The sequence below is a fragment of the Pseudomonas sp. Pseusp3 genome (assembly GCF_047304225.1).
Lineage (GTDB): Bacteria > Pseudomonadota > Gammaproteobacteria > Pseudomonadales > Pseudomonadaceae > Aquipseudomonas > Aquipseudomonas fluorescens_CD.
In genome coordinates this window covers 59854-84822 of sequence record NZ_JBGLYV010000015.1, presented here as the reverse complement: position 1 = coordinate 84822, position 24969 = coordinate 59854, and the positions used below count along the sequence as shown (strand labels likewise).

The 24969-nt window shown below is 60.1% G+C and carries 24 protein-coding genes and 1 pseudogene; 13 read left to right on the top strand and 12 right to left on the bottom strand.

Features of this window, described 5'->3' with window-relative positions; genetic code table 11:
• Positions 1 to 94: 94 nt before the first annotated feature.
• From ACCD00_RS07785 to dadA, 5 genes are all read right to left on the bottom strand, one after another.
• Complete coding sequence (locus ACCD00_RS07785; RefSeq protein WP_413423359.1) at positions 95 to 2017, bottom strand: acetyl-CoA hydrolase/transferase C-terminal domain-containing protein; 1923 nt, start codon at positions 2015 to 2017, stop codon at positions 95 to 97.
• Positions 2018 to 2265: 248 nt separating this feature from the next.
• A complete protein-coding gene (locus tag ACCD00_RS07780) occupies positions 2266 to 2688 on the bottom strand; it encodes a c-type cytochrome (RefSeq protein ID WP_046038983.1) in 423 nt (140 codons plus the stop codon).
• Between the two features lie 182 nt (positions 2689 to 2870).
• On the bottom strand, positions 2871 to 3419 hold the full coding sequence (locus tag ACCD00_RS07775; protein WP_007975150.1) for a cupin domain-containing protein: 549 nt from the start codon (positions 3417 to 3419) through the stop codon (positions 2871 to 2873).
• A 128-nt stretch (positions 3420 to 3547) separates the two neighbouring features.
• Positions 3548 to 4621, bottom strand: coding sequence for an alanine racemase (gene alr / locus ACCD00_RS07770; protein WP_413423357.1), 1074 nt, complete (start codon positions 4619 to 4621; stop codon positions 3548 to 3550).
• A gap of 136 nt (positions 4622 to 4757) precedes the next feature.
• Complete coding sequence (gene dadA / locus ACCD00_RS07765; RefSeq protein ID WP_413423355.1) at positions 4758 to 6062, bottom strand: D-amino acid dehydrogenase; 1305 nt, start codon at positions 6060 to 6062, stop codon at positions 4758 to 4760.
• Positions 6063 to 6219: 157 nt separating this feature from the next.
• On the opposite strand from dadA, the gene ACCD00_RS07760 reads away from it, so the two are divergent.
• Positions 6220 to 6708, top strand: a complete 489-nt coding sequence (locus ACCD00_RS07760) for an Lrp/AsnC ligand binding domain-containing protein (protein ID WP_007975155.1) — start codon at positions 6220 to 6222, stop codon at positions 6706 to 6708.
• A gap of 107 nt (positions 6709 to 6815) precedes the next feature.
• Here ACCD00_RS07760 and ACCD00_RS07755 read toward each other — a convergent pair whose 3' ends face one another.
• On the bottom strand, positions 6816 to 7169 hold the full coding sequence (locus ACCD00_RS07755) for a YkgJ family cysteine cluster protein (protein WP_126048280.1): 354 nt from the start codon (positions 7167 to 7169) through the stop codon (positions 6816 to 6818).
• A 146-nt stretch (positions 7170 to 7315) separates the two neighbouring features.
• Here ACCD00_RS07755 and ACCD00_RS07750 point away from each other — a divergent pair, with 146 nt between their 5' ends.
• Positions 7316 to 8623 carry an FAD-dependent oxidoreductase gene (locus ACCD00_RS07750; protein WP_413423352.1) on the top strand — a complete coding sequence of 436 codons (1308 nt, stop codon included), beginning with the start codon at positions 7316 to 7318 and terminating at the stop codon, positions 8621 to 8623.
• A 117-nt stretch (positions 8624 to 8740) separates the two neighbouring features.
• Here the strand turns inward: ACCD00_RS07750 and ACCD00_RS07745 are convergent, their stop codons facing one another.
• Positions 8741 to 8986, bottom strand: a complete 246-nt coding sequence (locus tag ACCD00_RS07745; RefSeq protein ID WP_413423350.1) for a DUF1127 domain-containing protein — start codon at positions 8984 to 8986, stop codon at positions 8741 to 8743.
• A gap of 179 nt (positions 8987 to 9165) precedes the next feature.
• Here ACCD00_RS07745 and ACCD00_RS07740 point away from each other — a divergent pair, with 179 nt between their 5' ends.
• Together ACCD00_RS07740 and ACCD00_RS07735 are read left to right on the top strand one after the other, a co-directional pair.
• A complete protein-coding gene (locus ACCD00_RS07740) occupies positions 9166 to 10599 on the top strand; it encodes a PLP-dependent aminotransferase family protein (protein ID WP_413423348.1) in 1434 nt (477 codons plus the stop codon).
• A gap of 60 nt (positions 10600 to 10659) precedes the next feature.
• Positions 10660 to 12234 (top strand): phospholipase D family protein, encoded by a 1575-nt coding sequence (locus tag ACCD00_RS07735; protein ID WP_413423346.1) that lies wholly within the window; start codon positions 10660 to 10662, stop codon positions 12232 to 12234.
• Here ACCD00_RS07735 and ACCD00_RS07730 read toward each other — a convergent pair.
• Together ACCD00_RS07730 and ACCD00_RS07725 are read right to left on the bottom strand one after the other, a co-directional pair.
• The gene (locus ACCD00_RS07730) at positions 12231 to 13376 is read right to left on the bottom strand and encodes an MFS transporter (protein ID WP_413423344.1); all 1146 of its coding nucleotides are present in this window, start codon (positions 13374 to 13376) and stop codon (positions 12231 to 12233) included. The two genes, ACCD00_RS07735 and ACCD00_RS07730, sit on opposite strands and share 4 nt — an antisense overlap.
• A 189-nt stretch (positions 13377 to 13565) precedes the next feature.
• Positions 13566 to 15059, bottom strand: a complete 1494-nt coding sequence (locus ACCD00_RS07725) for an aldehyde dehydrogenase (RefSeq protein WP_413423342.1) — start codon at positions 15057 to 15059, stop codon at positions 13566 to 13568.
• Positions 15060 to 15293: 234 nt separating this feature from the next.
• Between ACCD00_RS07725 and ACCD00_RS07720 the strand changes: the two genes are divergently transcribed.
• Positions 15294 to 15656 (top strand): cupin domain-containing protein, encoded by a 363-nt coding sequence (locus ACCD00_RS07720; RefSeq protein ID WP_057395874.1) that lies wholly within the window; start codon positions 15294 to 15296, stop codon positions 15654 to 15656.
• 193 nt (positions 15657 to 15849) lie between these two features.
• Here ACCD00_RS07720 and rpmG read toward each other — a convergent pair whose 3' ends face one another.
• Complete coding sequence (gene rpmG, locus ACCD00_RS07715; RefSeq protein WP_003177274.1) at positions 15850 to 16005, bottom strand: 50S ribosomal protein L33; 156 nt, start codon at positions 16003 to 16005, stop codon at positions 15850 to 15852.
• Positions 16006 to 16016: 11 nt separating this feature from the next.
• Positions 16017 to 16250, bottom strand: a complete 234-nt coding sequence (gene rpmB, locus ACCD00_RS07710) for a 50S ribosomal protein L28 (RefSeq protein ID WP_003177273.1) — start codon at positions 16248 to 16250, stop codon at positions 16017 to 16019.
• Positions 16251 to 16693: 443 nt separating this feature from the next.
• On the opposite strand from rpmB, the gene ACCD00_RS07705 reads away from it, so the two are divergent.
• Positions 16694 to 18280 carry an ABC transporter substrate-binding protein gene (locus ACCD00_RS07705; RefSeq protein ID WP_413423339.1) on the top strand — a complete coding sequence of 529 codons (1587 nt, stop codon included), beginning with the start codon at positions 16694 to 16696 and terminating at the stop codon, positions 18278 to 18280.
• 124 nt (positions 18281 to 18404) lie between these two features.
• On the opposite strand, the gene radC is transcribed toward ACCD00_RS07705, so the two are convergent.
• Positions 18405 to 19079, bottom strand: a complete 675-nt coding sequence (gene radC, locus ACCD00_RS07700; RefSeq protein WP_413423337.1) for a RadC family protein — start codon at positions 19077 to 19079, stop codon at positions 18405 to 18407.
• Positions 19080 to 19214: 135 nt separating this feature from the next.
• On the opposite strand from radC, the gene coaBC reads away from it, so the two are divergent.
• The 7 genes and pseudogenes from coaBC (at position 19215) to ACCD00_RS07665 (ending at position 24861) form a co-directional block, all read left to right on the top strand.
• Positions 19215 to 20423 carry a bifunctional phosphopantothenoylcysteine decarboxylase/phosphopantothenate--cysteine ligase CoaBC gene (gene coaBC, locus ACCD00_RS07695; RefSeq protein WP_413423335.1) on the top strand — a complete coding sequence of 403 codons (1209 nt, stop codon included), beginning with the start codon at positions 19215 to 19217 and terminating at the stop codon, positions 20421 to 20423.
• Between the two features lie 5 nt (positions 20424 to 20428).
• Positions 20429 to 20884, top strand: coding sequence for a dUTP diphosphatase (dut, locus tag ACCD00_RS07690; protein ID WP_007975171.1), 456 nt, complete (start codon positions 20429 to 20431; stop codon positions 20882 to 20884).
• A 265-nt stretch (positions 20885 to 21149) separates the two neighbouring features.
• Positions 21150 to 22526, top strand: a pseudogene (locus tag ACCD00_RS07685) (phosphomannomutase/phosphoglucomutase); the annotation flags it as partial.
• 17 nt (positions 22527 to 22543) lie between these two features.
• Complete coding sequence (gene argB, locus ACCD00_RS07680) at positions 22544 to 23449, top strand: acetylglutamate kinase (RefSeq protein ID WP_007996521.1); 906 nt, start codon at positions 22544 to 22546, stop codon at positions 23447 to 23449.
• 190 nt (positions 23450 to 23639) lie between these two features.
• A complete protein-coding gene (locus ACCD00_RS07675) occupies positions 23640 to 23900 on the top strand; it encodes a hypothetical protein (RefSeq protein WP_413423333.1) in 261 nt (86 codons plus the stop codon).
• A gap of 18 nt (positions 23901 to 23918) precedes the next feature.
• Positions 23919 to 24491, top strand: a complete 573-nt coding sequence (locus tag ACCD00_RS07670) for a hypothetical protein (RefSeq protein WP_413423331.1) — start codon at positions 23919 to 23921, stop codon at positions 24489 to 24491.
• Positions 24478 to 24861, top strand: coding sequence for a hypothetical protein (locus ACCD00_RS07665; protein WP_413423329.1), 384 nt, complete (start codon positions 24478 to 24480; stop codon positions 24859 to 24861). The genes ACCD00_RS07670 and ACCD00_RS07665 overlap by 14 nt, the downstream gene beginning before the upstream one ends.
• The last annotated feature ends 108 nt before the right edge of the window (positions 24862 to 24969 follow it).

Below are 24969 nucleotides of genomic sequence, written 5' to 3'. Positions count from 1 at the left end.
TGCTCGCGAAAGCGGTGTGTCAGTCGACATCAACTTTGACTGACACACCGCTTTCGCGAGCAAGCCCGCTCCCACATTTGTTTTGTATTGGCTGTTATTGCGCGGTGGCTTTCAGGCCAGTGAGCAGTAACCGCTGAAACAGGTCTTCTTTCAGGCCTTGCGGATCGGTCAGCTGCATCCGCTCCATATGCTCTGGAAACTCCGAAGCCTGCGGCGCATCCAGCGCTGCCTTGCCCAATTCCAGCACCTCACTCAGCTTGAACTTGCTCTTGAGCCAGTTCAGTGCCCGCAATAGATCGCGTTCGACCCCGGTGAAGTCGCAACCCAGCGGATACTCCGGAAACAGCTGCGGATGCCGCGCCTGAATCTCCTGCAAACGCCACGGACTATTATCGGCAAAGCGCGGATCGAGACGGAAGTCCTTGGGCAATTTGCCGATTTTCTGCGCCTGCTCGATCAATCCCGGCTGAAAACGCGAGTCGCTGATGTTGAGCAGCGCTTCGATCACTGCCGCATCGGTTTTGCCGCGAAGATCGGCGATGCCGTATTCGGTGACCACGATGTCGCGCAAGTGTCGCGGGATCGTGCAGTGCCCGTACTCCCAGACGATGTTCGAACTGACGTCGCCGCCAGACTCACGCCAGCTGCGCAGCAGCAACACCGAGCGCGCGCCTTGCAGTGCATGGCCCTGAACCACGAAGTTGTATTGCCCGCCTACGCCGCTGAGCACACGTCCATCTTCGAGCTGGTCCGCCACCGCGGCACCGAGCAAGGTCACGGTGAACGCGGTGTTGATGAACCGCGCATCCAGGCGCTGCAAACGCTTGAGTTCTTCCTGGCCGTAGAGCTCGTTGATGTAGCTGATGCGGGTCATGTTGAATTCGAGCCGCTTGCTTTGCGGCAATTCGCGCAAGCGTTCGTAGTAGGTGCGCGGGCCGAGAAAGAAGCCGCCATGTACAGAGATGCCATCGGTTTGCGCAGCCTCATCCAGGGTGCCGGCACTCGCCAGCAGTTGGGTCGCCACGTCCGGGTAAACCTTGCGTCGCACAATCCCGGCATCCGCCAATACCAACAAGCCGTTGACGAACATTTCACTGCAGCCATACAGGCCTTTGGCGAACGGTTCGATGCCACCTTCGCGCTCGATCAGTGGTGCCCACTGGCTGAGATTCACCTCTGCCAGCAACGCCCTGTAACCGTCGTTCTCGGCTTGTCGCGCCAACAGTGCCGCCGTCAGCGCATCGCCCATGGAACCGATGCCGATCTGCAAGGTGCCGCCATCGCGCACCAGGGTGCTGGCGTGCAAGCCGATGAAATGGTCCTGAAACCCCACCGGCATGTTCGGCGTGGAGAACAGTGTGGTGTTGTCCTTCTGGTCGATCAGCAGGTCGAAGCTGTCGATATCGATTTCCGCATCGCCGGGCATGTAAGGCAGGTCGTTGTGCACCTGGCCGACCATCAGGATAGTTTCTGCGGCGGCGCGGCGTTTGGCGATCATCGGCAACAGGTCGAGGGTGATGTCCGGGTTGCAGCTCAGGCTCAAGCGATCAGGATGTTCGGCATGGCTGGCCACCAGCTGCGCCACCAGGTTCAACCCGGCAGCGTTGATGTCACGGGCCGCATGGCTGTAGTTGCTGCTGACGTAGTCCTGTTGCGCCGTGGCACTGTTGAGCAGACTGCCGGGCTGCATGAAGAATTGCTGGATGTGAATGTTGCCCGGCAGACCATCGCGACGCAGGTCGGCAAGAAACTCCAGCTCCGGATAATTGCCGAAAACCCGTTCGATAAAGGGTTCGAGGAAGCGCTTTTGCAAGCCATCGCCCAAGGGCGGGCGCCCCAGGCACAACGCGGTGTAAATCGTCAGCCGTCGCTCGGGCAACTCTGCGATGCGCCGGTACAGCGCGTTGACGAAGTGATTGGGTTTGCCCAACCCCAGAGGCAAACCCATGTGGATATGCACCGGCAACCGTGCCAAGACGTCATCGACTGCCTGTTCGATAGAGCACAGCTGAACCATCGGATCCTCCCTCACTTTCCATGACTTGGGCCTGGACCGAGCTTGCCGGGTCTTCGCTGCAAGTCAATACCAATCGGCCGCCGCTGGCCCCCTGTAGGAGCGAGCTCGCTCGCGAAGAACCCGAGAGCACCGCGGGGTGCCAGCTTTCCAGCGTTATCGTTGGCGACCATCGCGAGCGAGCTCGCTCCTACAGGAATCGCGGGCACAAAAAAGCCGCTCGAAAGCGGCTTTTTTTGAGAGTGGCAGGCTTATTTCAAGCCGGACATCTTCTGGATGGCGCCTTTGAGCTCGGCATCGGAGCAGTCGGCGCAGGTACCTTTAGGCGGCATCGAGTTGATACCGGTAATGGCTTTGGCCAGGATGCCGTCGAGGCCGCCCTGGTGATCGGCACGGTCTTTCCAGGCGGCGGCGTCACCGATTTTCGGTGCACCCAACAAGCCTGAACCGTGACAAGCGTTGCAATGTTTTGCAATCACTTCATCCGGGGTTTTCGCACCACCACCGCCGCCAGCGGCAGTCGCCACTTCCATGCCCTTGCACTCTTTACCCTGAACACAGACCTGACCGACCGGTTCAAGGCGTTTGGCGATATCGTCGTTGGTCGCAGCTTGAGCGCTGACACTGACAGCCCATAGGGCCAGTACGGTTGCTGGTGCAGCCAGCATTTTCATAATTAGGTTCACGCGTTCACCCTCAATGGTGGCTAGTCACGCCTACGGCCACGGTTCGCAGGCGGGCGCAAGTATAGCGGTAAGCCCGTCGCACTGAAACAACCCCAAAGTCGCAAGGGTCTTAGGCTGCGGCGGAAAAACGGCCCGGGCGCCTCTGCGATGCTGGCAGGACGCCTCTTTTCTTAGAAATTCGCTGGCGTGGCTGCGCTGATTAGTCGCGCAGGCGCATCGAACGGATTTCGGAAACGGTGTGGCTTGGTACTTTCAAAGTAGTAGCTATCGCCGGCTTCGAGCACAAAAGTTTCGAGACCGACCACCAGTTCCAGTTTTCCTTCGACCAGGATGCCGGTTTCCTCACCCTCATGGGTAAGCATCTCGTCACCGGTGTCGGCGCCTGGCGGGTAGATTTCATTGAGGAATGCGATAGCCCGGCTCGGATGCGCCCGACCGACCAGTTTCATGGTCACGGCGCCATCGGAAATGTCGATCAGCTCATTGGCCTTGTAGACGATCTGAGTCGGTTTTTCCTGCAGGATTTCTTCGGAAAAGAACTCGACCATGGACATGGGAATCCCGCCCAGCACTTTACGCAGCGAACTGATCGAAGGGCTCACGCTGTTCTTTTCGATCATCGAAATCGTGCTATTGGTGACCCCCGCCCGTTTGGCGAGCTCACGCTGGGAAAGGCCTTTGAGCCTACGGATGGATTGCAGTCGTTCACCGACGTCCAAAGCTTGCGCCTCCAGGATTCAGGAATGTTGGAATAGTGAACGTTATCATGGCGACAGCGTTCAGTATTTACAACACCTTGACCTGAATCCTGCTCAGCGAGGCGACTTCCGGTCTGGAGCCTTGCGCACTAAGCCCCGGAATAGAGCAGTGGCACTCGGCGCAGGTTGCAGAAAATCTGGTAGGGAATCGTACCGGCAGCCATGGCTACATCACTGGCGAGGATGTTTTTGCCCCACAACTCGACGGTCGAACCGAGTCCGGCCTGCGGCACATCGGTCAGGTCGATGCAGAGCATGTCCATCGACACCCGGCCAATCAACTGGCTGCGCTGCCCGGCAACCAGCACGGGGGTACCGGTCGGTGCCAAACGCGGGTAACCATCGGCGTAACCCATGGCCACCACACCAATACGCATCGGCTTGGGAGTGATGAACCTGGCGCCGTAACCGACCGGCTCGCCAGCCGGCAGTTCGCGGACACTGATCACTTTCGACTCAAGGGTCATCACCGGTTGCAGGCGTGCGGCCACTTCGTTGGCCTCTTCGAATGGCGTGGCGCCATAGAGCATGATGCCCGGGCGTACCCAATCGCTCGGAATCTGCGGCCAACCGAGCACCGCCGGCGAGTTACGCAGGCTGACCTCGGCGGACAAGCCCTTGCGCGCCGCTTCGAATACCGCCACCTGTTCGGCGCTGGCCTGTTCGTGCAGTTCGTCGGCACGCGCAAAGTGGCTCATCAGCACCACTTTCGCGACCTTGCCGCTGGCCAGCAGCCGTTGATAGGCCCCTTGATAATCCGCCGGGTGCAGCCCCACGCGGTGCATGCCCGAATCGAGCTTCAGCCACACGGTGATCGGCTTGCTCAACGCCGCTTTCTCGATGGCTTCGAGCTGCCACAGCGAATGCACCACGCACCAGAAATCATGCTCGACGATCAGCGCCAGCTCGTCGGCTTCGAAAAAGCCTTCCAGCAGCAGGATCGGCGCACGAATACCCGCTGCCCGCAGCTCCAACGCCTCTTCGATACAGGCCACGGCAAAACCGTCCGCCTCGGCTTCCAGCGCCTGGGCGCAACGTACCGCGCCATGGCCATAGGCATCGGCCTTGATCACCGCGAGGGCTTTGGCCCCCGTGAGTTCACGGGCGATCTGGTAGTTGTGACGCAGGGCTTGAAGGTCGATCAGGGCACGGGCAGGACGCATGGCGGCAGACTTCTGGTCGGGTTATCGGGAAGAAAAAACCGGCACTGGCTGACAGCATTAACCACCAACAGCACCGGGAGAGGGATCTTTTCTGACAGGCTTAGGGCAAAGCGGTTACAACCAACAGTTCATGCACTCACTGGTGAGCGGGTGCTGGATTGACATGCTTTGCAGACTCCTGGGTTTTGTCGCCATAACGGGAAATATCCAGGCCTTCGGCGCTGATCTGCGGCTTTTTCTTGGCCATCAGGTCAGCCAGCAAGCGACCGGAGCCACAGGCCATGGTCCAGCCCAGCGTGCCGTGACCGGTGTTCAGGAACAGGTTCTTGAACGGGGTGGCACCGACAATCGGGGTGCCGTCCGGCGTAGTCGGACGCAGACCGGTCCAGAAGCTTGCCTGGGCCAGATCGCCGCCCTGAGGATAAAGATCGTTGACGATCATCTCCAGGGTTTCGCGTCGACGCGGGTTCAGCGACAGGTCAAAACCGGCAATTTCAGCCATGCCACCGACGCGGATGCGGTTGTCGAAACGGGTGATCGCGACCTTGTAGGTCTCGTCGAGAATGGTCGAGGTCGGAGCCATCGCCGGGTTGGTGATCGGCACGGTCAGGGAGTAGCCCTTGAGCGGATACACCGGCGCCTTGATCCCCAGCGGCTTGAGCAGCTGCGGCGAGTAGCTGCCGAGGGCCAGCACGTAGCGATCGGCGGTTTCCAGTTTGCCGTCGATCCACACGCCGTTGATGCGGTCACCGGCGAAGTCGAGGCGCTGAATGTCCTGGTCGAAACGGAATTGCACACCGAGGTTCGCAGCCATCTCGGCGAGCTTGGTGGTGAACATCTGGCAGTCGCCGGTCTGGTCGTTCGGCAGGCGCAGGGCACCGGCGAGGATGTCGGTGACGCTGGCCAGTGCCGGTTCAACGCGGGCAATGCCTTCGCGGTCGAGCAGTTCGAACGGCACGCCGGACTCTTTCAGCACGGCGATGTCTTTCGCGGCGCCGTCGAGCTGGGCCTGGGTACGGAACAGCTGGGTGGTGCCGAGGCTGCGGCCTTCGTAGGCGATGCCGGTCTCCAGGCGCAGCTCATCGAGGCAGTCACGGCTGTACTCGGACAGACGGACCATGCGCTCCTTGTTCACCGCGTAACGGCTGGCGGTGCAGTTGCGTAGCATCTGTGCCATCCACAGGTACTGGTCGATGTCGGCAGTGGCCTTGATTGCCAGGGGCGCGTGGCGCTGCAACAGCCACTTGATGGCCTTGAGCGGCACACCCGGAGCGGCCCACGGCGAGGCATAACCCGGCGAGACCTGCCCGGCGTTGGCGAAACTGGTCTCCATGGCAGCAGCCGGCTGCCGGTCCACCACCACCACTTCAAACCCGGCACGGGCCAGATAGTAAGCACTGGTGGTACCGATGACGCCGCTACCCAAGACCATGACGCGCATTTTCAAATCCCTCATCGCGGCTAACCGCTGACGTTTGTTATTCAGAGCTTCAGATGCGCGCAGTGTAAAAAAGATTTGCCAGTGCTTTTCACTATATAAACGCCTATATTTGGCGACAATTCTCGGCAAAAACCCTTTTCACGGAGGCGCATCCCCTATGCGTACCAACACTCAGACTAAACGTGAGCTGGACAAGATCGACCGCAACATCCTGCGGATCCTGCAAGCGGACGGGCGGATTTCCTTTACGGAGCTTGGGGAAAAGGTCGGGCTCTCGACCACGCCCTGTACTGAGCGGGTCCGGCGTCTGGAGCGCGAAGGGATCATCATGGGCTACAACGCCAGGCTCAATCCGCAACACCTGAAGGGTAGCCTGCTGGTGTTTGTCGAGATCAGCCTGGATTACAAATCCGGCGACACTTTCGAAGAGTTCCGACGTGCGGTGCTGAAATTGCCCCATGTGCTGGAGTGTCATCTGGTGTCAGGGGATTTCGACTACCTGGTAAAGGCGCGGATTTCCGAGATGGCCTCGTACCGCAAATTGCTGGGCGACATCCTGCTCAAGCTGCCCCACGTGCGCGAATCCAAGAGTTACATCGTGATGGAAGAAGTGAAGGAGAGCCTGACGTTGCCGATTCCGGATTGAGTATTGCGGTGTCTATTCGGCCGCTTTCGCGAGTAAGCCCGCTCCCACAGAATCGTCGCTGTACCTGTGGGAGCGGGCTTGCTCGCGAAGGCCGCGACTCGGTCCAGCTAGACCAACACCTGCCGGTTCGATGCCATGTACTCGAACACCTGCTTCTCCACCCGCGGATGAATCAGCTCCACTGGCCCGCGCCCATTGGGGCACGGCAAGGTCTTGGTGGTGCCGAACAACCGGCAGATCAGCGGCCGCTCGCCATACACGGTGCAACCATTGGGCCCCAGGTGCACACAGTTGAGTTCTTCCATGGCGGCATCCTGCTCGGCGCGAGTCTTGCGCGGCAGACGCGACATTTCTTCAGGCGAGGTGGTCACCGGCCCGCAGCAGTCATGGCAGCCGGGAACGCACTCGAATGAGGGAATCTGTTGTCGCAATGTGCGAATTGTCTGGCTGTTGCAGCTCATTGCAGCGGTGACCAATAGCGGAATAGAGCCGGATTCTGACGCAAAAGCCCCGATCCAGACAGCACCAGGCGACCAATGTTGCCCGTCCGGAAGGTCCGGCTTATGCTCCGTCAAATTTTCTAAACGCAAGAATCAGGACCACGCACATGACTGCCCGTGCTCAACAGCCTGCTCCGGACCACATCGCCTCCTACTACGCCGCCAGCAGCCTGCCGCAGCCCGAGCTTGCGGCGCTCAAAGGTGAAGTGCTGGCCGATGTCTGCGTGGTTGGCGGTGGTTTTTCGGGGTTGAACACGGCGCTTGAGCTGGCCGAGCGCGGCCTCAGCGTGGTGTTGCTCGAAGCCCATCGAATCGGCTGGGGCGCCAGTGGACGCAATGGCGGGCAGCTGATTCGCGGCGTCGGTCACGGCCTCGATCAGTTCACCAACGTCATCGGTGTCGAAGGTGTTCGGCAAATGAAACTCATGGGCCTGGAAGCCGTGGAAATCGTCCGGCAACGGGTCGAGCGCTTCCAGATCCCCTGTGACCTGACCTGGGGATACTGCGACCTCGCCAACAAACCCCGTGACCTGGAAGGTTTCGCCGAGGATGCCGAGGAACTGCGCAGCCTCGGCTATCGCTACGAGACCCGTTTGCTGCAAGCCCACGAGATGCACACCGTGGTTGGCTCCACGCGTTACGTCGGCGGCCTGATCGACATGGGTTCGGGACACCTGCATCCACTGAACCTGGCCTTGGGCGAAGCCGCAGCGGCACAACGTCTGGGGGTCCAGCTGTTCGAACAGTCGGCCGTGACCCGCATCGACTATGGCCCCGAGGTCAAAGTCCATACCGCCGGGGGATCGGTGCGCGCCAAAACCCTGGTACTGGGCTGCAACGCCTACCTCAACAACCTCAACCCGGAACTCAGCGGTAAAGTCCTGCCCGCCGGCAGCTACATCATCGCCACCGAACCACTGAGCAAAGAACAGGCCCACGCCTTGCTGCCGCAGAACATGGCGGTCTGTGACCAGCGAGTGGCGCTGGACTACTACCGGCTTTCGGCGGACCGGCGCCTGCTGTTTGGCGGCGCCTGCCATTACTCGGGCCGCGACCCGAAAGACATCGCCGCGTATATGCGTCCGAAAATGCTGGATGTCTTCCCGCAATTGGGCGCCGTGAAGATCGATTACCAATGGGGCGGCATGATCGGCATCGGCGCCAATCGCCTGCCGCAGATCGGGCGACTCAAGGACCAGCCGAACGTGTACTACGCCCAGGCCTATTCCGGTCATGGCGTGAATGCCACGCACCTGGCCGGCAAGTTGCTGGCCGAAGCCATCAGCGGCCAGCACAGCGGCGGCTTCGATCTGTTTGCCAAGGTGCCGCACATCACCTTCCCCGGCGGCAGGCTTTTGCGTTCGCCGTTACTGGCGCTGGGGATGTTGTGGCATCGGTTTAAAGAGTTGGTCTGAAAGATTGTCGGTGTCAGCTCTGACGCCTTCGCGAGCAAGCCCGCTCCCACAGAGGAACACAAATCCCCTGTGGGAACGGGCTTGCTCGCGAAGTGGCCCTGAAAAACACCGCAAATCTCAGATCCGCCAGAAAGGCTTCAGCCCCTCCTCCTGCGCCTGTTCCCGCGTCAGCCCGACATCCTTGAGCTGGTCGGCCGTCAGCGACAGCAACGCCTTGCGCGTGTGCAGGCGACGCCAGAACCGGTCCCAGCGACTCAGGCCGGACGGCGCATGATGCATGCCCGCCTCCCGCGTGCCGTTGTTCTGTCCTGTCGCCAGCTCCTGACTGCGTAACGTCAGCCGCACATCGCTCAAACCGTTCATCGTGGATGCTCCTGTTTACTTGGGTAGCCAGAGGTTCCATGATGCGTGGGCGCGCAAAAGCATTACAGATTCAAAGCAACTGTATTAAATCCATACAGATTTACCGATTCCGCCACTGAATCCCGATTTTTTGCCCTATCTGTACTGGTTAACCGAATCATCCCTATCGAGGCTGCACCATGACCCTTTACGTCAACCTCGCCGAGTTGCTCGGCACGCGTATCGAACAGGGCTTCTATCGCCCCGGTGACCGGCTGCCTTCGGTACGGGCGCTGAGCGTCGAGCACGGTGTCAGCCTGAGCACGGTGCAGCAGGCCTATCGGGTGCTGGAAGATAGCGGGCTGGCCACGCCACGGCCCAAGTCCGGGTACTTTGTTCCCGCCAGCCGCGAACTGCCGGATTTGCCGGCGGTCGGTCGCCCGGCCCAGCGCCCGGTGGATATCTCTCAATGGGATCAGGTGCTGGAACTGATTCGCGCGGTGCCGCGCAAAGACGTGGTGCAATTGGGGCGCGGCATGCCGGACATCACCAGCCCGACCATGAAGCCGCTGCTGCGCGACCTGGCGCGAATCAGCCGGCGGCAGGACATGCCTGGCCTGTATTACGACAATATCCACGGTAACCTCGAACTGCGCGAACAGATCGCTCGCCTGATGCTCGATTCCGGCTGCCAACTGGGTGCCAGCGATCTGGTGGTCACCACTGGATGCCATGAAGCGCTGTCCACCAGCATTCGTGCGATTTGCCAGCCGGGAGACATCGTGGCGGTGGACTCGCCAAGCTTCCACGGCGCCATGCAGACCCTCAAGGGCCTGGGCATGAAAGCCCTGGAAATCCCCACCGATCCGCTGACCGGCATCAGCCTCGAAGCGCTGGAACTGGCCCTGGAGCAGTGGCCGATCAAGGTCATACAGTTGACCCCCAACTGCAACAACCCACTGGGCTACATCATGCCCGAGTCGCGCAAACGCGCGCTGTTGACGCTTGCGCAGCGCTTTGACGTGGCGATCATCGAGGACGATGTGTATGGCGAACTGGCCTACACCTATCCGCGTCCGCGCACGATCAAATCCTTCGACGAGGACGGTCGTGTCCTGCTGTGCAGTTCGTTTTCCAAGACCCTGGCGCCGGGCCTGCGCATCGGCTGGGTCGCACCGGGCCGTTATCTGGAACGCGTGCTGCACATGAAATACATCAGCACGGGCTCCACCGCGCCACAACCGCAGATCGCCATTGCCGAATTCCTCAAAGGTGGCCATTTCGAACCGCATTTGCGGCGGATGCGTACGCAATACCAGCGCAATCGCGACATGATGATCGATTGGGTAACCCGCTACTTCCCGGCCGGCACCCGCGCCAGTCGCCCGCAAGGCAGCTTCATGCTGTGGGTCGAGCTGCCGGAAAGCTTCGACACCCTGAAACTGAATCGGGCACTGCACGACCAGGGCGTACAGATTGCCGTGGGCAGTATTTTTTCCGCCTCGGGCAAGTACCGCAATTGCCTGCGCATGAACTACGCTGCCAAGCCAACACCGCAGATCGAAGACGCGGTGCGCAAGGTCGGCGCGACAGCGATCAAACTGCTGGCGGAAACCGATCAGCTCAGCGACTGACTTTTATTCGGGAATCGGCGTCCATATGCCTATCTGCGCAGCCAAACGGAACGATCCTACGTGAGAGTCAGACAGCCCCTGCTTGCTCTTCTGCTGCTCGCCACGCTCCTGGGCGGTTGCTCCAGCTTCGACGTTCGACGCGAACCCAGCCAGGCGCTGCCGGCTTCAGACTCCGCATTCGGCCGCTCGGTCCAGGCGCAGGCCGCTCCTTACAAGGGACAATCAGGCTTTCGCCTGCTATCGGACAGTACCGAGGCCTTCACCGCCCGCGCCGAGCTGATCCGCAACGCCCAAAGCAGTCTCGACTTGCAGTACTACATCGTGCACGACGGCATCAGCACGCGCATGTTGATCGAGGAATTGCTCAAGGCCGCCGACCGGGGCGTACGGGTGCGGGTACTGCTCGACGACACCGCCAGCGACGGCCTGGACCGGGTCATTGCCACCCTTGCCGCGCACCCGAAAATCCAGATCCGCGTATTCAATCCGCTGAATCTTGGCCGCAGCACCGGCGTGACGCGTACCGTGGGCCGGCTGTTCAACCTGTCGCAACAGCATCGACGCATGCATAACAAGTTGTGGCTGGCGGACAACAGCATGGCCATCGTCGGCGGACGAAATCTGGGGGACGAGTATTACGATGCCGAGACCAAGATGAATTTCACTGACATCGACATGCTCAGTGTCGGCCCGGTTGCCGAGCAACTCGGGCACAGTTTCGACCAGTACTGGAACAGCGCCCTGAGCAAGCCGATCGACGAATTCCTGTCGAGCAAACCCACCGCCAAGGACCTGGAAAACACCCGCACCCGACTGGAAGAGTCCCTGGCGCAAACACGCAAACAGAATCACGCGCTCTACAAACACCTGATGACCTTCACCACACACCCGCGCCTGGACATCTGGCGTCGCGAGCTGGTCTGGGCCTGGAACCAGGCATTGTGGGATGCGCCGAGCAAGGTACTGGCCAAGGGCGAACCCGATCCGCAGTTGCTGCTGACCACGCATCTCGCACCTGAACTCGATCATGTCAGCAAAGAGCTGATCATGATCTCGGCCTACTTTGTGCCCGGCCAGCCTGGCCTGGTGTACCTGACTGGGCGCGCCGACGCCGGCGTTTCGGTGAGATTGCTCACCAATTCACTGGAAGCCACGGACGTTCCCGCGGTACACGGCGGTTACGCGCCCTACCGCAGGGCACTGCTGGAACATGGCGTGAAGCTTTACGAGTTGCGCCGCCAACCCGGCGAGGAAGGCGGCGGCGGAAGCGGACCGCATCTGTTTTCCGGTAGCTCCTTTCGCGGCTCCGACTCCAGCCTGCACAGCAAGGCGATGATCTTCGACCAGCAGAAATCCTTTATCGGCTCGTTCAATTTCGATCCGCGCTCGGTGCTGTGGAACACCGAAGTCGGCGTGCTGGTGGACAGTCCGGAGTTGGCCGCAGGGGTCCGCGAACTGGCGCTGCAGGGTATGGCGCCAGCCCTGAGCTACCAGGTGGAGCTGGAAAACGATCAGATCGTCTGGACCACCGAAGACGACGGAAAAAAGCACACCCTGACCAAGGAGCCAGGGAGTTGGTGGCGGCGCTTCAATGCGTGGCTGAGCAACACGGTTGGCCTGGAGAAAATGCTCTAGGCCGGCTCGGCAAGCGCACCAAACGCCCCTTGCCGCGACACCACGATCAACACGCCCAAGGCCCCTACCGCCATCAGCAACGGCAACGCATGGCCGCTGATCCACTGGCTGCCGGCACCCGCCAGCAACGGCCCGATCAGACAACCAATCCCCCACAGCTGGGCAATATGCGCGTTGGCGCGCACCAGTGCGTCGTCACGATAGCGCTCGCCGATCAGGATCAGTGACAAGGTGAACAACCCGCCGGCGCTGGCGCCGAACAACACCCACAATGGCCAGATCAACAGCGTGTCGATCAGCATCGGAATCGCCAGGCTCGAGATCAGTAAAACCACCGCACAACCGGTGAACAATGCGCGTCGCGACAAGCGATCGGCCAACGCACCAATCGGCAATTGCAGCACCGCATCGCCGACCACCACCGTACTGACCATCGCCAGGGCGATCTCCGTGGTGAAGCCCTGCCGCAGGCAATAGACCGGCAGCAGCGTCAAAATCATCGCCTCGAACGCGGCGAACAATGACACCGCCCAGGCAATCGCCGGCAAGCCACGACAGAAAGCGAGCAAATCATTCAAGGTCACGCTGCTGGCCTCGCTGCTCGGCGCACCACTGCGCCCCAGCAACAGGAATGGAGCCGCCATCAACAATCCGACACCCACCCAAAAGCCATAATCGTGCCCGGTACCGAGGAAGCCAAGCAACACCGGCCCCGCCAGCTGACTCAGTGCGTAGCTGCTGCCATACAGCGCCACCAGCCGCCCACGCCATTGCTCGACCACCAGTTGATTGATCCAGCTTTCACCGATGATGAATACAAGGGTCAGGATCACCCCGATCATCAGCCGCAGCACCAACCAGACCGGATAGCTCGGCAACAGTGCGAGCAAACCGATCGAAACCGCCCCGCCCCACAGACACAGGCGCATCAGATTGGCCGTGCCGAATCGTGCCGCCAGATGGCTGGAGATTTTCGCCCCCAAGAGGACGCCGATGGCCGGCATCGCAGCCATCACGCCAATGGCGAACGAGCCGTAGCCCCAGCTCTCCAGGCGAAACGACACCAGTGGCATGCTGACACCCAGGGCCAGGCCGACGCTCAGGACAGATGCCAAAACGGCGAAATAAGTCGCCCAACGCATATTCCACGCTCCTGTGGATAATTATTTTTCAGGCCATACAAACAACTGTGGGAGCGGGCTTGCTCGCGAAGAGGTCATCACATCCAACATCAATGTTGGCTGATACACCGCCTTCGCGAGCAAGCCCGCTCCCACAGGGGATCTGCGTCGTTCGGGAGGCCTGTTACTCAACAGGCCTCCCTCACTGACTTACAACTTGATCCAGGTCGCCTTCAGCTCGGTGTATTTGTCGAACGCGTGCAGGGACTTGTCGCGACCGTTGCCGGACTGCTTGAAGCCACCGAACGGAGCGGTCATGTCGCCGCCATCGTACTGATTGACCCACACGCTACCGGCACGCAGTGCACGGGCGGTGAGGTGAGCCTTGGAAATGTCGCCAGTCCAGACCGCGGCAGCCAGGCCGTACGGTGTGTCGTTGGCGATCGCGATGGCTTCTTCGGCACTGTCGAATTCGATCACCGACAGTACCGGGCCGAAGATTTCTTCCTGGGCGATTTTCATCGCGTTGCTCACACCGTCGAAAATCGTCGGTTCAACGTAAGTGCCGCCAGTTTCCTGGAGCGTACGCTTGCCACCGGCCACCAGCCTGGCGCCGTCGGCATGACCGGACTCGATATAGGACAGTACGGTGTTCATCTGCTGGGTATCGACCAGCGCGCCAACATTGGTCGCCGGATCCAGCGGATTGCCCGGCTTCCAGGCCTTCAGCGCCTCGATCACCAGCGGCAGGAATTTATCCTTGATCGAACGCTCCACCAGCAGGCGCGAACCGGCGGTGCAAACTTCGCCCTGGTTGAAGGCGATGGCACCAGCAGCGGCTTCGGCAGCATCCTGCAGGTTCGGCGCATCGGCGAACACGATGTTCGGGCTCTTGCCGCCGGCTTCGAGCCAGACGCGCTTCATGTTCGACTCGCCGGAGTAGATCAACAGTTGCTTGGCGATTTTGGTCGAGCCGGTGAATACCAGGGTATCGACGTCGTTGTGCAGGGCCAGGGCCTTGCCGACGGTGTGACCGTAACCCGGCAATACGTTCAGCACGCCTTTCGGGATGCCGGCTTCGACAGCCAGTTCAGCGATACGGATGGCGGTCAGCGGGGATTTTTCGGACGGCTTGAGGATCACCGAGTTACCGGTGGACAGCGCCGGGCCCAGTTTCCAGCACGCCATCATCAGCGGGAAGTTCCACGGCACGATGGCGCCAACAACCCCCACCGGCTCACGGGTCACCAGGCCCAGTTGATCGTGCGGGGTGGCCGCTACTTCATCGTAGATCTTGTCGATGGCTTCGCCGCTCCAGCTCAGGGCTTGCGCCGCGCCGGGAACGTCGATGTACAGGGAATCGCTGATCGGCTTGCCCATGTCCAGGGTTTCAAGCAGGGCCAGCTCTTCGGCGTGCTGTTTGAGCAGGCCGGCGAAACGGATCATGGTGGATTTGCGCTTGGTTGGCGCCAGGCGCGACCAGACACCGGAATTGAACGTGGCGCGGGCGTTTTCCACAGCGCGCTGGGCATCGGCGGCGTCACAGCTGGCAATCTTGCCCAGCAGACGGCCATCGACCGGGCTGATGCACTCGAAGGTCTCGCCGGAAACGGCGTCGGTGTATTCGCCATTGATATAGGCGCGGCCTTCGATTTTCAGGTCGCGGGCACGTTGTTCCCAGTCGGCACGGGTCAGGGTGGTCATGCGAGTGTCCTCCTCTTATTGATACGACACCCGCGTTCTTCGCGGGCGCTGTCAGGAATTCTGCCCGGCCAGCCTGCTTGTCGGCCCAAAGCAACCACCACCCTAAACCAGCGGCAGGTGAAGTTTCAATATATTTGACATAACGCCGGCAAACGGCCTTGCGATGTTCATTTTAATAAACATAGACTTTGCTTCTACCAACCACTCGCGTCGCATTCACGGGGGAATACAACAATGAGCATCCAGAATATCGTCGACTTCAGCCAGGCCACCACCGCCGCCGAACGCTATCGCCCGGATCCGACCAAAGTACTGAAAGGTGATCCCGAGCAAGTGGTGTACAACCATTACAACAGCCCTTGCGGCCAATTGAACGCCGGCGTGTGGGAAGGGGCTGTCGGCCAGTGGACGGTGAACTTCACCGAACACGAATACTGCGAAATCGTGCAGGGGGTTTCCGTGATACGTGACCTCGACGGCAACGCCAAGACGCTGCGCGTGGGTGATCGCTTTGTGATCCCGGCAGGCTTTCGCGGCACCTGGGAAGTGCTGGAGCCATGCCGCAAGATCTATGTGGCGTTTGAACAGAAGGCTTGAAGACTTGCGTTGTCAGGGCTGACCCCTTCGCGAGCAAGCCCGCTCCCACATTCAAGCTTCAGTGAACACCACATGTGCGTGTGGGAGCGGGCTTGCTCGCGAAGGAGCCCTGACAGGCACCGCATAACCCACAGGCAACAAAAAAGGCCCGTATCTCGCGATACGGGCCTTTTTCGTAAGAGGGAAAAATCAATTACTTGATTTTGCCTTCCTTGTAGATCACGTGCTTGCGAACAACCGGATCATATTTCTTGATCTCGATTTTGTCCGGAGTAGTACGCTTGTTCTTGTCGGTAGTGTAGAAGTGACCAGTACCGGCGCTCGAAATCAAACGAATCAATTCACGCATGATTAGCTCCCTTAAACCTTGCCATCGCGACGAAGTTCGGCCAGCACGACACTGATGCCACGCTTGTCGATGATGCGCATGCCTTTGGCAGATACGCGCAGACGCACGAAACGTTTCTCTTCTTCAACCCAGAAGCGGTGATGCTGCAGGTTCGGCAGGAAACGACGACGGGTTTTGTTGTTTGCGTGGGAAATGTTATTCCCAGTCACCGGACCCTTACCGGTAACTTGACATACTCTAGACATGCCTCAGCCCTCTAAAACCACATGCCCAACCCGGCATGGGTTGGCCGCTTAATCTCTAGTCATTGTGGCGCCAGGCGCCGCGATTCTTTAGAGGTCTTACCGGCTACACCTACAGTGAAGGAACCGGGCCCCTAGAAAAGAGCGCTGCTTTATACCAGAAAGACTGGAGAGCAACAACATTCGCTGTGCCTTGAACTGATAAAAACCCGTTTTTTCCTGCCTCAAGCGCTTTGGATAAAGGCTGTCGGCGCTTGCGACCGCTCGTCGCAGAAAATCTGCCAGACACCTCAATCGCGGGTTTCCCAAGCGGGCACAGCAAAATCAGGCGCCTATAGTCACCTCAAAATGAAAAAGGGGATAGTCATTTACAAAAGAGCCCACTAGGGTAAGCCTTTTCCAGACTGCACTTGCAGATGGGCCTTCGATCTGTAAAGGAACCGACCATGCGCCTTGCTGCCCTACCGCTGTTGCTCGCCCCGCTTCTGCTGAGCCCACAGGCCTTTGCTGCCGCCCTGAGCGTCTGCACCGAGGCCAGCCCTGAAGGGTTCGACGTGGTGCAGTACAACTCGCTGACCACCACCAACGCCTCGGCCGATGTGTTGATGAATCGCCTGGTGGACTTCGACACGGCCAGTGGCAAAGTGGTTGCCAGCCTCGCCGACAGCTGGGAAGTGAGCCCCGACGGCCTGACCTACGTGTTCAAATTGCACCCGCAGGTGAAATTCCATCGCACCGAGTACTTCACTCCGACGCGCGACCTGAATGCCGAAGACGTGATTTTCAGCTTCGACCGCATGCTCGACCCGGCCAATGCGTGGCACAAGGTCGCCCAGAGCGGCTTTCCGCATGCGCAATCGATGCAGTTGCCTGCACTGATCAAGAAGATCGACGCCCTTGATCCGCAGACCGTGCGTTTCGCCCTCGACCACCCGGACTCGACCTTCCTGGCGACCCTGAGCATGGGCTTCGCCTCGATCTATTCGGCCGAATACGCCGACAAACTGATGAAGGCCGGCACGCCCGAGAAGCTCAACAGCCAACCAATCGGCACGGGGCCTTTCGTGTTCACCCGTTTTCAGAAGGACGCCTCGATCCGCTACAAGGCCAACCCGGATTACTTCGGTGGCAAACCGTCGGTGGACCCGCTGATCTTCGCCATCACCCCGGACGCCAACGTGCGCCTGCAGAAACTGCGTAACAACGAATGCCAGATTGCCCTGTCGCCAAAGCCACTGGACGTACAGGCCGCGCTGAAAGAGCCGACCCTGAAAGTCGAAAAGACTGACGCGTTCATGACCGCATTCGTCGGCATCAACAGCCAGCATCCACCGCTGGACAAACCTGAGGTGCGCCAGGCGATCAACCTGGCGTTCGACAAGGCCAATTACCTCAAAGCCGTGTTCGAAGGCACTGCCGAAGCCGCCAACGGCCCCTACCCGCCAAACACCTGGAGCTACGCGAAAAGCCTGCCGGGGTATCCCCGTGACATCGAAAAAGCCAAGGCATTGATGGCCAAGGCCGGACTCAAGGACGGCTTCCAGACCACCATCTGGACCCGCCCTTCCGGCAGCCTGCTCAACCCCAACCCAAGCCTCGGCGCCCAACTGCTGCAGTCTGACCTCGCGGAAATCGGCATTCAGGCCGAGATCCGCGTAATCGAATGGGGCGAATTGATCCGCCGCGCCAAGGCCGGTGAACACGACTTGCTGTTCATGGGCTGGGCTGGCGATAACGGCGACCCGGACAACTTCCTCACGCCGCAGTTTTCCTGCGCCGCGGTCAAATCCGGCACCAACTTCGCCCGCTACTGCAACCAGGACCTGGACAAGCTGATCAGCGCCGGCAAGACCACCGGCGAGCAAGGTGTGCGCAGCAAGCTCTACGAACAGGCCCAGGCGCAGATCCAGCAGCAGGCGCTGTGGCTACCCCTGGCCCACCCGACGGCCTTCGCCCTGACGCGCAAGGATGTCGAGGGGTACTCGGTCAGCCCGTTCGGTCGGCAGGACTACTCCAGGGTGAACCTGAAATAAACGGCTGAACCCCTGTAGGAGCGAGCTCTGCTCGCGATGGACTTCAACGATGACGAGGGCCGCCTGAATGAAAGCGGTGCCCCGGCCACCATCGCGAGCAGAGCTCGCTCCTACAGTGAATCATTCACATCCAGCCATACTCAGCCATCGACAGCGGGTCGCCATCACCGATGATGAAGTGATCCAGCACCCGCACGTCAATCAGCTCCAGCGCCTTTTGCAGGCGCTTGGTGAGCACTCGGTCGGCCTGGCTGGGATCGGAGTTACCCGACGGGTGGTTGTGGCAGAGGATCAAAGCCGCTGCGTTGTTGGCCAAGGCGCGCTTGACCACCTCTCGCGGATGCACGCTGGTGTTGTCGATGGAGCCACGAAACAGCGTCTCAAACCCCAGCACCTGATGCCTGGAATCGAGAAACAGGCAACCAAACACCTCGTGTGGCTCGTGGCGCAGCATCGATTTCAGGTACTCGCGAACCGCCTGAGGATTCTCCAGTGCCGATTTTTGGCGCGCACGCTCGGCCAGATGACGCCTGCTCATTTCTTGAGCAGCTTGCAGTTGGGCAAATTTCGCCGGACCAAGCCCCAGTTGCTTGCTGAACGTTTCCTGGTCGGCTTCAAGCAGCGAGCGCAGGCTGCCAAACTGGTTCAACAGGTGCCGCGCCAGATCTACCGCGCTTTTGCCCACCACGCCCGTTCGTAAAAAAATCGCCAGCAGTTCGGCGTCCGAAAGACTTCCCGAGCCCTGTTCAAGCAACCTCTCCCGCGGCCGCTCCGCCGCCGGCCAATCGCGAATACTCATAGCACCTCCCTGTCTGTGGGCACCGCTGTTCCGTAGCGGTCGCTGTGATATCGTAGCCCATCTTTTTTGCGGGCGAATTCACCCTGGGGAGGGGGTTTCGCCACGTATGTCACCAACGAATTGAAAGGCAGGCCTATGCAGCGGCTGTATCGGAAACGCATTGTTCTGGGCGTCGGCGGCGGCATCGCTGCCTACAAGAGCGCCGACCTGGTTCGCCGCCTGATCGACCAGGGCGCCGAAGTGCGCGTGGTCATGACCCGAGGCGGCGCAGAGTTCATCACCCCGTTGACCATGCAGGCCCTGTCCGGGCACCCGGTCCACCTGGACCTGCTGGACCCGGCGGCCGAAGCGGCCATGGGCCATATCGAACTGGCCAAATGGGCCGACCTGGTGCTGATCGCCCCCGCCACGGCGGACCTGATCGCACGCCTGGCCCAAGGCATTGCCGATGACCTGTTGACCACGCTGGTATTGGCCACTGACGCAGTGGTCGCTGTTGCGCCGGCAATGAACCAGGCGATGTGGCGCGATCCGGCGACCCAGGCCAACCTGCAAACCCTCGAAAACCGCGACATCAAGGTCTTCGGTCCAGCCTCCGGCAGCCAGGCCTGCGGCGACGTCGGCCTGGGGCGCATGCTCGAAGCCCTTGAACTGGCCCAATGCGCCGCCGACTGCTTCCAGCGCCAGGCACTGACCGGCAAACACGTACTGATCACGGCCGGCCCGACCCAGGAAAACATCGACCCGGTGCGTTACATCACCAACCACAGCTCCGGGAAAATGGGCTTTGCCCTGGCCGAAGCCGCCGTGGAAGCCGGTGCCCGCGTGACCCTGATCACCGGCCCGGTGCACCTGCCGACCCCGGATCGCGTCACCCGCATCGACGTGGTCAGCGCCCGCGACATGTTGGCCGCCTGCGAAGCGGCGATCCCTTGCGATCTGTTCATCGCCTCGGCAGCAGTCGCGGATTACCGCCCGGAAGTCGTCGCCCCACAGAAACTCAAGAAAGATCCTACGAACGGCGACGGCCTGCTGCTGCAGATGGTGCGCAACCCGGACATTCTGGCCACCATCGCCACCCGCCCCGACCGCCCGTTCAGTGTCGGTTTCGCCGCCGAGACCGAGCACCTGCTCGATTACGCTGCACGCAAGTTGAAAGACAAGAACCTCGATCTGATCGTCGCCAACGACGTCGCCAACCCGAGCATTGGCTTCAACAGCGAAGAAAACGCCTGCAGCGTCATCGACCGTGAGCTTCACGCCACACTCTTCGCCCAGACCAGCAAGAGCAAGATTGCTCGCCAGCTGATCACTTTTATCGCCGAACGTCTGAACCAGGTTTAATTTACATGCACGCTTTGCAAGCCAAGATCCTCGACCCCCGCATCGGTACCGAATTCCCGCTGCCGCAATACGCCACACCGGGCTCCGCCGGCCTCGACCTGCGCGCCATGCTGGAACAGGACACCGTGATCAAGCCGGGTGAAACCGTGCTGATCCCTACCGGTCTGTCGGTCTACATCGGTGACCCGAACCTGGCAGCGCTGATTCTGCCGCGCTCCGGGATGGGCCATAAGCACGGCATCGTGCTGGGTAACCTGGTGGGGCTGATCGACTCCGACTACCAGGGCCCATTGATGGTCTCCTGCTGGAACCGCGGCCAGACCGAATTCACCATGCCGGTCGGCGAGCGCCTGGCGCAACTGGTGCTGGTGCCGGTGGTACAGGCTCATTTCGAGATGGTTGAAGAGTTTGTTGAAACCGAGCGCGGCACTGGCGGTTTCGGCCATACCGGTACCCGTTGATCCGGTCACGCTCTTCTGTGGCGGGGGATCAAGCTCCCTCGCCACAAAATTCAAATTGTCATCTGCAAGGTTTAGCACCGAAAATCAAGGCATTACCGAGCCAAACCCTTGCCGTCGGGGGCGTCATGGCCCTTTCACACCACGAACTCTCTGTGGAAAACGCCGTCATACCCTTCAGTTTGAACCTGCCGTCGAATGACTCGGCGGCCTGTCCAGCCACTTTCGAGATGGAGCATTTCCACAGATGAACACCCCGGCCAACATCGCACCCAAGTTTCCTGACAGCATCTTCCGCGCCTATGACATTCGCGGCACCGTTCCGGAATTCCTGAACGCTGAGACCGCTTACTGGATCGGCCGTGCCGTCGGCTCCCAGAGCCTGGCCCAGGGCGAACCGAACGTGTCCGTCGGTCGCGATGGCCGCCTGTCCGGCCCGGAGCTGGTCTCGCAGCTGATCAAAGGCATCGCCGACAGCGGCTGCCATGTCAGCGATGTCGGCCTGGTCCCGACTCCGGCGCTCTACTACGCCGCCAACGTACTCGCCGGCAAATCCGGTGTGATGCTCACCGGCAGCCACAACCCGTCGAACTACAACGGCTTCAAGATCGTCATTGCCGGCGACACCCTGGCCAACGAACAGATCCAGGCCCTGCACGACCGCCTCAAGACCAACAACCTGAGCAGCGGCCAGGGCAGCGTCACCCAGGTCGAGATCCTCGACCGCTACACCACTGAAATCGTCCAGGACATCAAGCTGGCCCGTCGCCTGAAAGTGGTGGTCGACTGCGGCAACGGCGCGGCCGGCGTGATCGCCCCGCAACTGATCGAAGCGCTGAACTGCGAAGTCATCCCGCTGTTCTGCGAAGTCGATGGCAACTTCCCGAACCACCACCCGGACCCGGGCAAACCTGAAAACCTCGTGGACCTGATCAACAAGGTCAAGGAAACCCAGGCTGACATCGGCCTGGCCTTCGATGGCGATGGTGACCGCGTCGGCGTGGTGACCAATACCGGCAGCATCGTCTACCCGGACCGCCTGCTGATGCTGTTCGCCCGCGACGTCGTGGCACGCAACCCGGGCGCCGAGATTATCTTCGACGTCAAATGCACCCGCCGCCTGATCCCGCTGATCAAGGAATACGGCGGCCGGTCGCTAATGTGGAAGACCGGTCACTCGTTGATCAAAAAGAAAATGAAACAATCCGGCGCCCTGTTGGCCGGCGAAATGAGCGGGCACATCTTCTTCAAGGAGCGCTGGTTCGGTTTCGACGACGGCATTTACAGCGCCGCGCGGTTGCTGGAGATCCTCAGCAAGGAAAAATCCTCGGCGGAAGAGCTGTTCGCGACCTTCCCGAACGATATTTCTACGCCGGAAATCAATATCCATGTGACCGAAGAGAGCAAATTCAGCATCATTGATGCACTGCACGACGCACAGTGGGGCGCAGGCGCCGACCTGACCACCATTGACGGCGTGCGAGTCGACTATGCCAAAGGCTGGGGCCTGGTACGCGCATCCAACACCACACCGGTGCTGGTGCTGCGTTTCGAGGCCGATGACGAGGCTGAACTGCAACGCATCAAGGATGTGTTCCGCATCCAGCTCAAGCGCGTTGCACCTGATCTCCAACTACCGTTCTGATTCACCCGGAGCCCTGAATGACCCTCGAACGCGAAGCCGCCGCCAACACCGCCAAGGTCCTGTCCGAAGCGTTGCCTTACATCCGCCGTTATGTCGGCAAGACACTGGTGATCAAATACGGCGGCAACGCGATGGAAAGCGAGGAGCTGAAAACCGGCTTCGCCCGCGACATCGTGCTGATGAAGGCCGTGGGCATCAACCCGGTGGTGGTTCACGGCGGCGGTCCGCAAATCGGTGACCTGCTCAAGCGACTGTCGATCGAGAGCCACTTTGTCGACGGCATGCGCGTCACCGACGCCGCGACCATGGACGTGGTGGAAATGGTCCTCGGCGGCCAGGTCAACAAGGACATCGTCAACCTGATCAACCGTCATGGCGGCAGCGCCATCGGCCTGACCGGTAAAGACGCTGAGCTGATTCGTGCGAAGAAGCTCACCGTCACCCGTCAGACCCCGGAGATGACCACCCCGGAAATCATCGACATTGGCCATGTGGGCGAGGTGGTCGGGATCAACACCGACCTGCTGAACCTGCTGGTCAAGGGCGACTTCATTCCGGTGATCGCGCCCATCGGTGTCGGCGCCAACGGCGAGTCGTACAACATCAACGCTGACCTGGTGGCCGGTAAAGTCGCCGAAGCGCTGAAAGCCGAGAAGTTGATGCTGCTGACCAACATCGCCGGCCTGATGGACAAGTCGGGCAAGGTCCTGACCGGCCTGAGCACTGCACAGGTCGACGAACTGATCGCCGACGGCACCATCTACGGCGGCATGCTGCCGAAGATCCGTTGCGCGCTGGAAGCGGTCCAGGGCGGCGTGGGCAGCTCGTTGATCATCGACGGCCGCGTGCCGAACGCGATCCTGCTGGAAATCTTCACCGATACCGGTGTGGGCACCTTGATCAGCAATCGCAAGCGTCACTGATTCAAGAACGTCAAAAAGATCGCAACCTTCAGCGGCACCTACGGATGTATGAATATTCCGTAGGTGCTGACGAAGTCTGCGATCTTTTTTATGCGTGCAGGAAATGCCTTACTTCAGATAACGAAACGTCCGACATCATTAAGGAATCAATCTGCATAGGATCTTCCCTGCATCCACAGGAGATCTACCCATGCAAAAAGACCATGTTCCATACGGCAGTGACATTTCAGCAGGCACCTACGCCTGCGTTGACTGCGGATTTGAGTATTCAGGTCCGTCGCAAACATCAATGCCACCCTGCCCTGATTTCAAAAAGACCCCTCACACGCGCAAAGCCTGGAAAGTATTGACCGGCCAGGGCGACGCCCTGAATGATCCGTATCCGGAAAAAACCGACAAATCCGTCGAGATCAAAAAGGCCGAGACAACCAGCCCTGCGAGCAAAAAATAGCCACGGAGGCACTGAGCCATGCAGATCTCGTTCACGATCGACGCCCAGGCTTTCGAGCAGGAGCAGAAGGAGCCGGTCAAGAAAACCCTGAAGATTTCCGACACGGAAATTGCTCATGCCTTACAGCGTATCGCCAAGGCGAGCCTGACTGAATACTTGAAAATGCTGGTTGAAGGCGGCATGCCGAGCCGGGCCGATGAAGCAAAACAGGACCGTTTGCTGTATCTGATTCAAAGCTACTTCGGGCAGACCCTGCCAACCGAATCGCAGATATCGACGATTTTCCAGCTGACTCAGAGCCAAAGCAAAACCCTGCTGAAAAACACGGTTTCACGCTTTCGCAATCAATTGGACGAGATCTTGCAGCACAGCATGCGAGCCGTGGTCGAGTCTGCGGAGCACGCGCAGACGGTGCATCTGGTGGTGATCAGCTCGGACGTCATCCGCGATGAACTGAACATGCTGATCACCCAGAACGAGCCGACTTTCAAACCCATCATCAAACGCAAAGGCAGTGCCGGGCAGTTCGAAATCAGCGAGGATTCCCACGCGCTGCTGTGCCGGACACTGGGCCTGAATGCCGTTCAGTGACATCGTCGCGGTCAGTGGTTTGCTGCTGACCCTGACCACATTCATGTTCAACCTGGCATGGCCAAAATTGCATGAAGCGTTGGGACTGGATGAAAAGCAACCAGGCCCACTGGCCAGAAAACGTAGCCGAGAGAAGGTTTCAGGCGTTTTGCTCGGTTGCGCCCTGCCCCTGACCGGCGCCTTCACCGCACTTTTTTACGTCAACCTGCCGGCCGCCGCTCGAATCATGCGTGGCAGCAAACTGGATCTGTGGGATTTCGATGTGGACCGCACGCTATACGTTCTAGTTGTCGTGGCGCTGCTGGGGTTCGCGCTATTCAATCTGGGATTGGCACTAAAACTGATAGGAAAATGGCGAAGACTGCACTGACAGCACAAACAAAGAGCCCCTTGTAGGAGCGAGCTTGTTCGCGAAAAACGTCAACGATAACGCGGGGTGCCTGACAACCCGCGTTGTTGGGACGTCCATCGCGAGCAA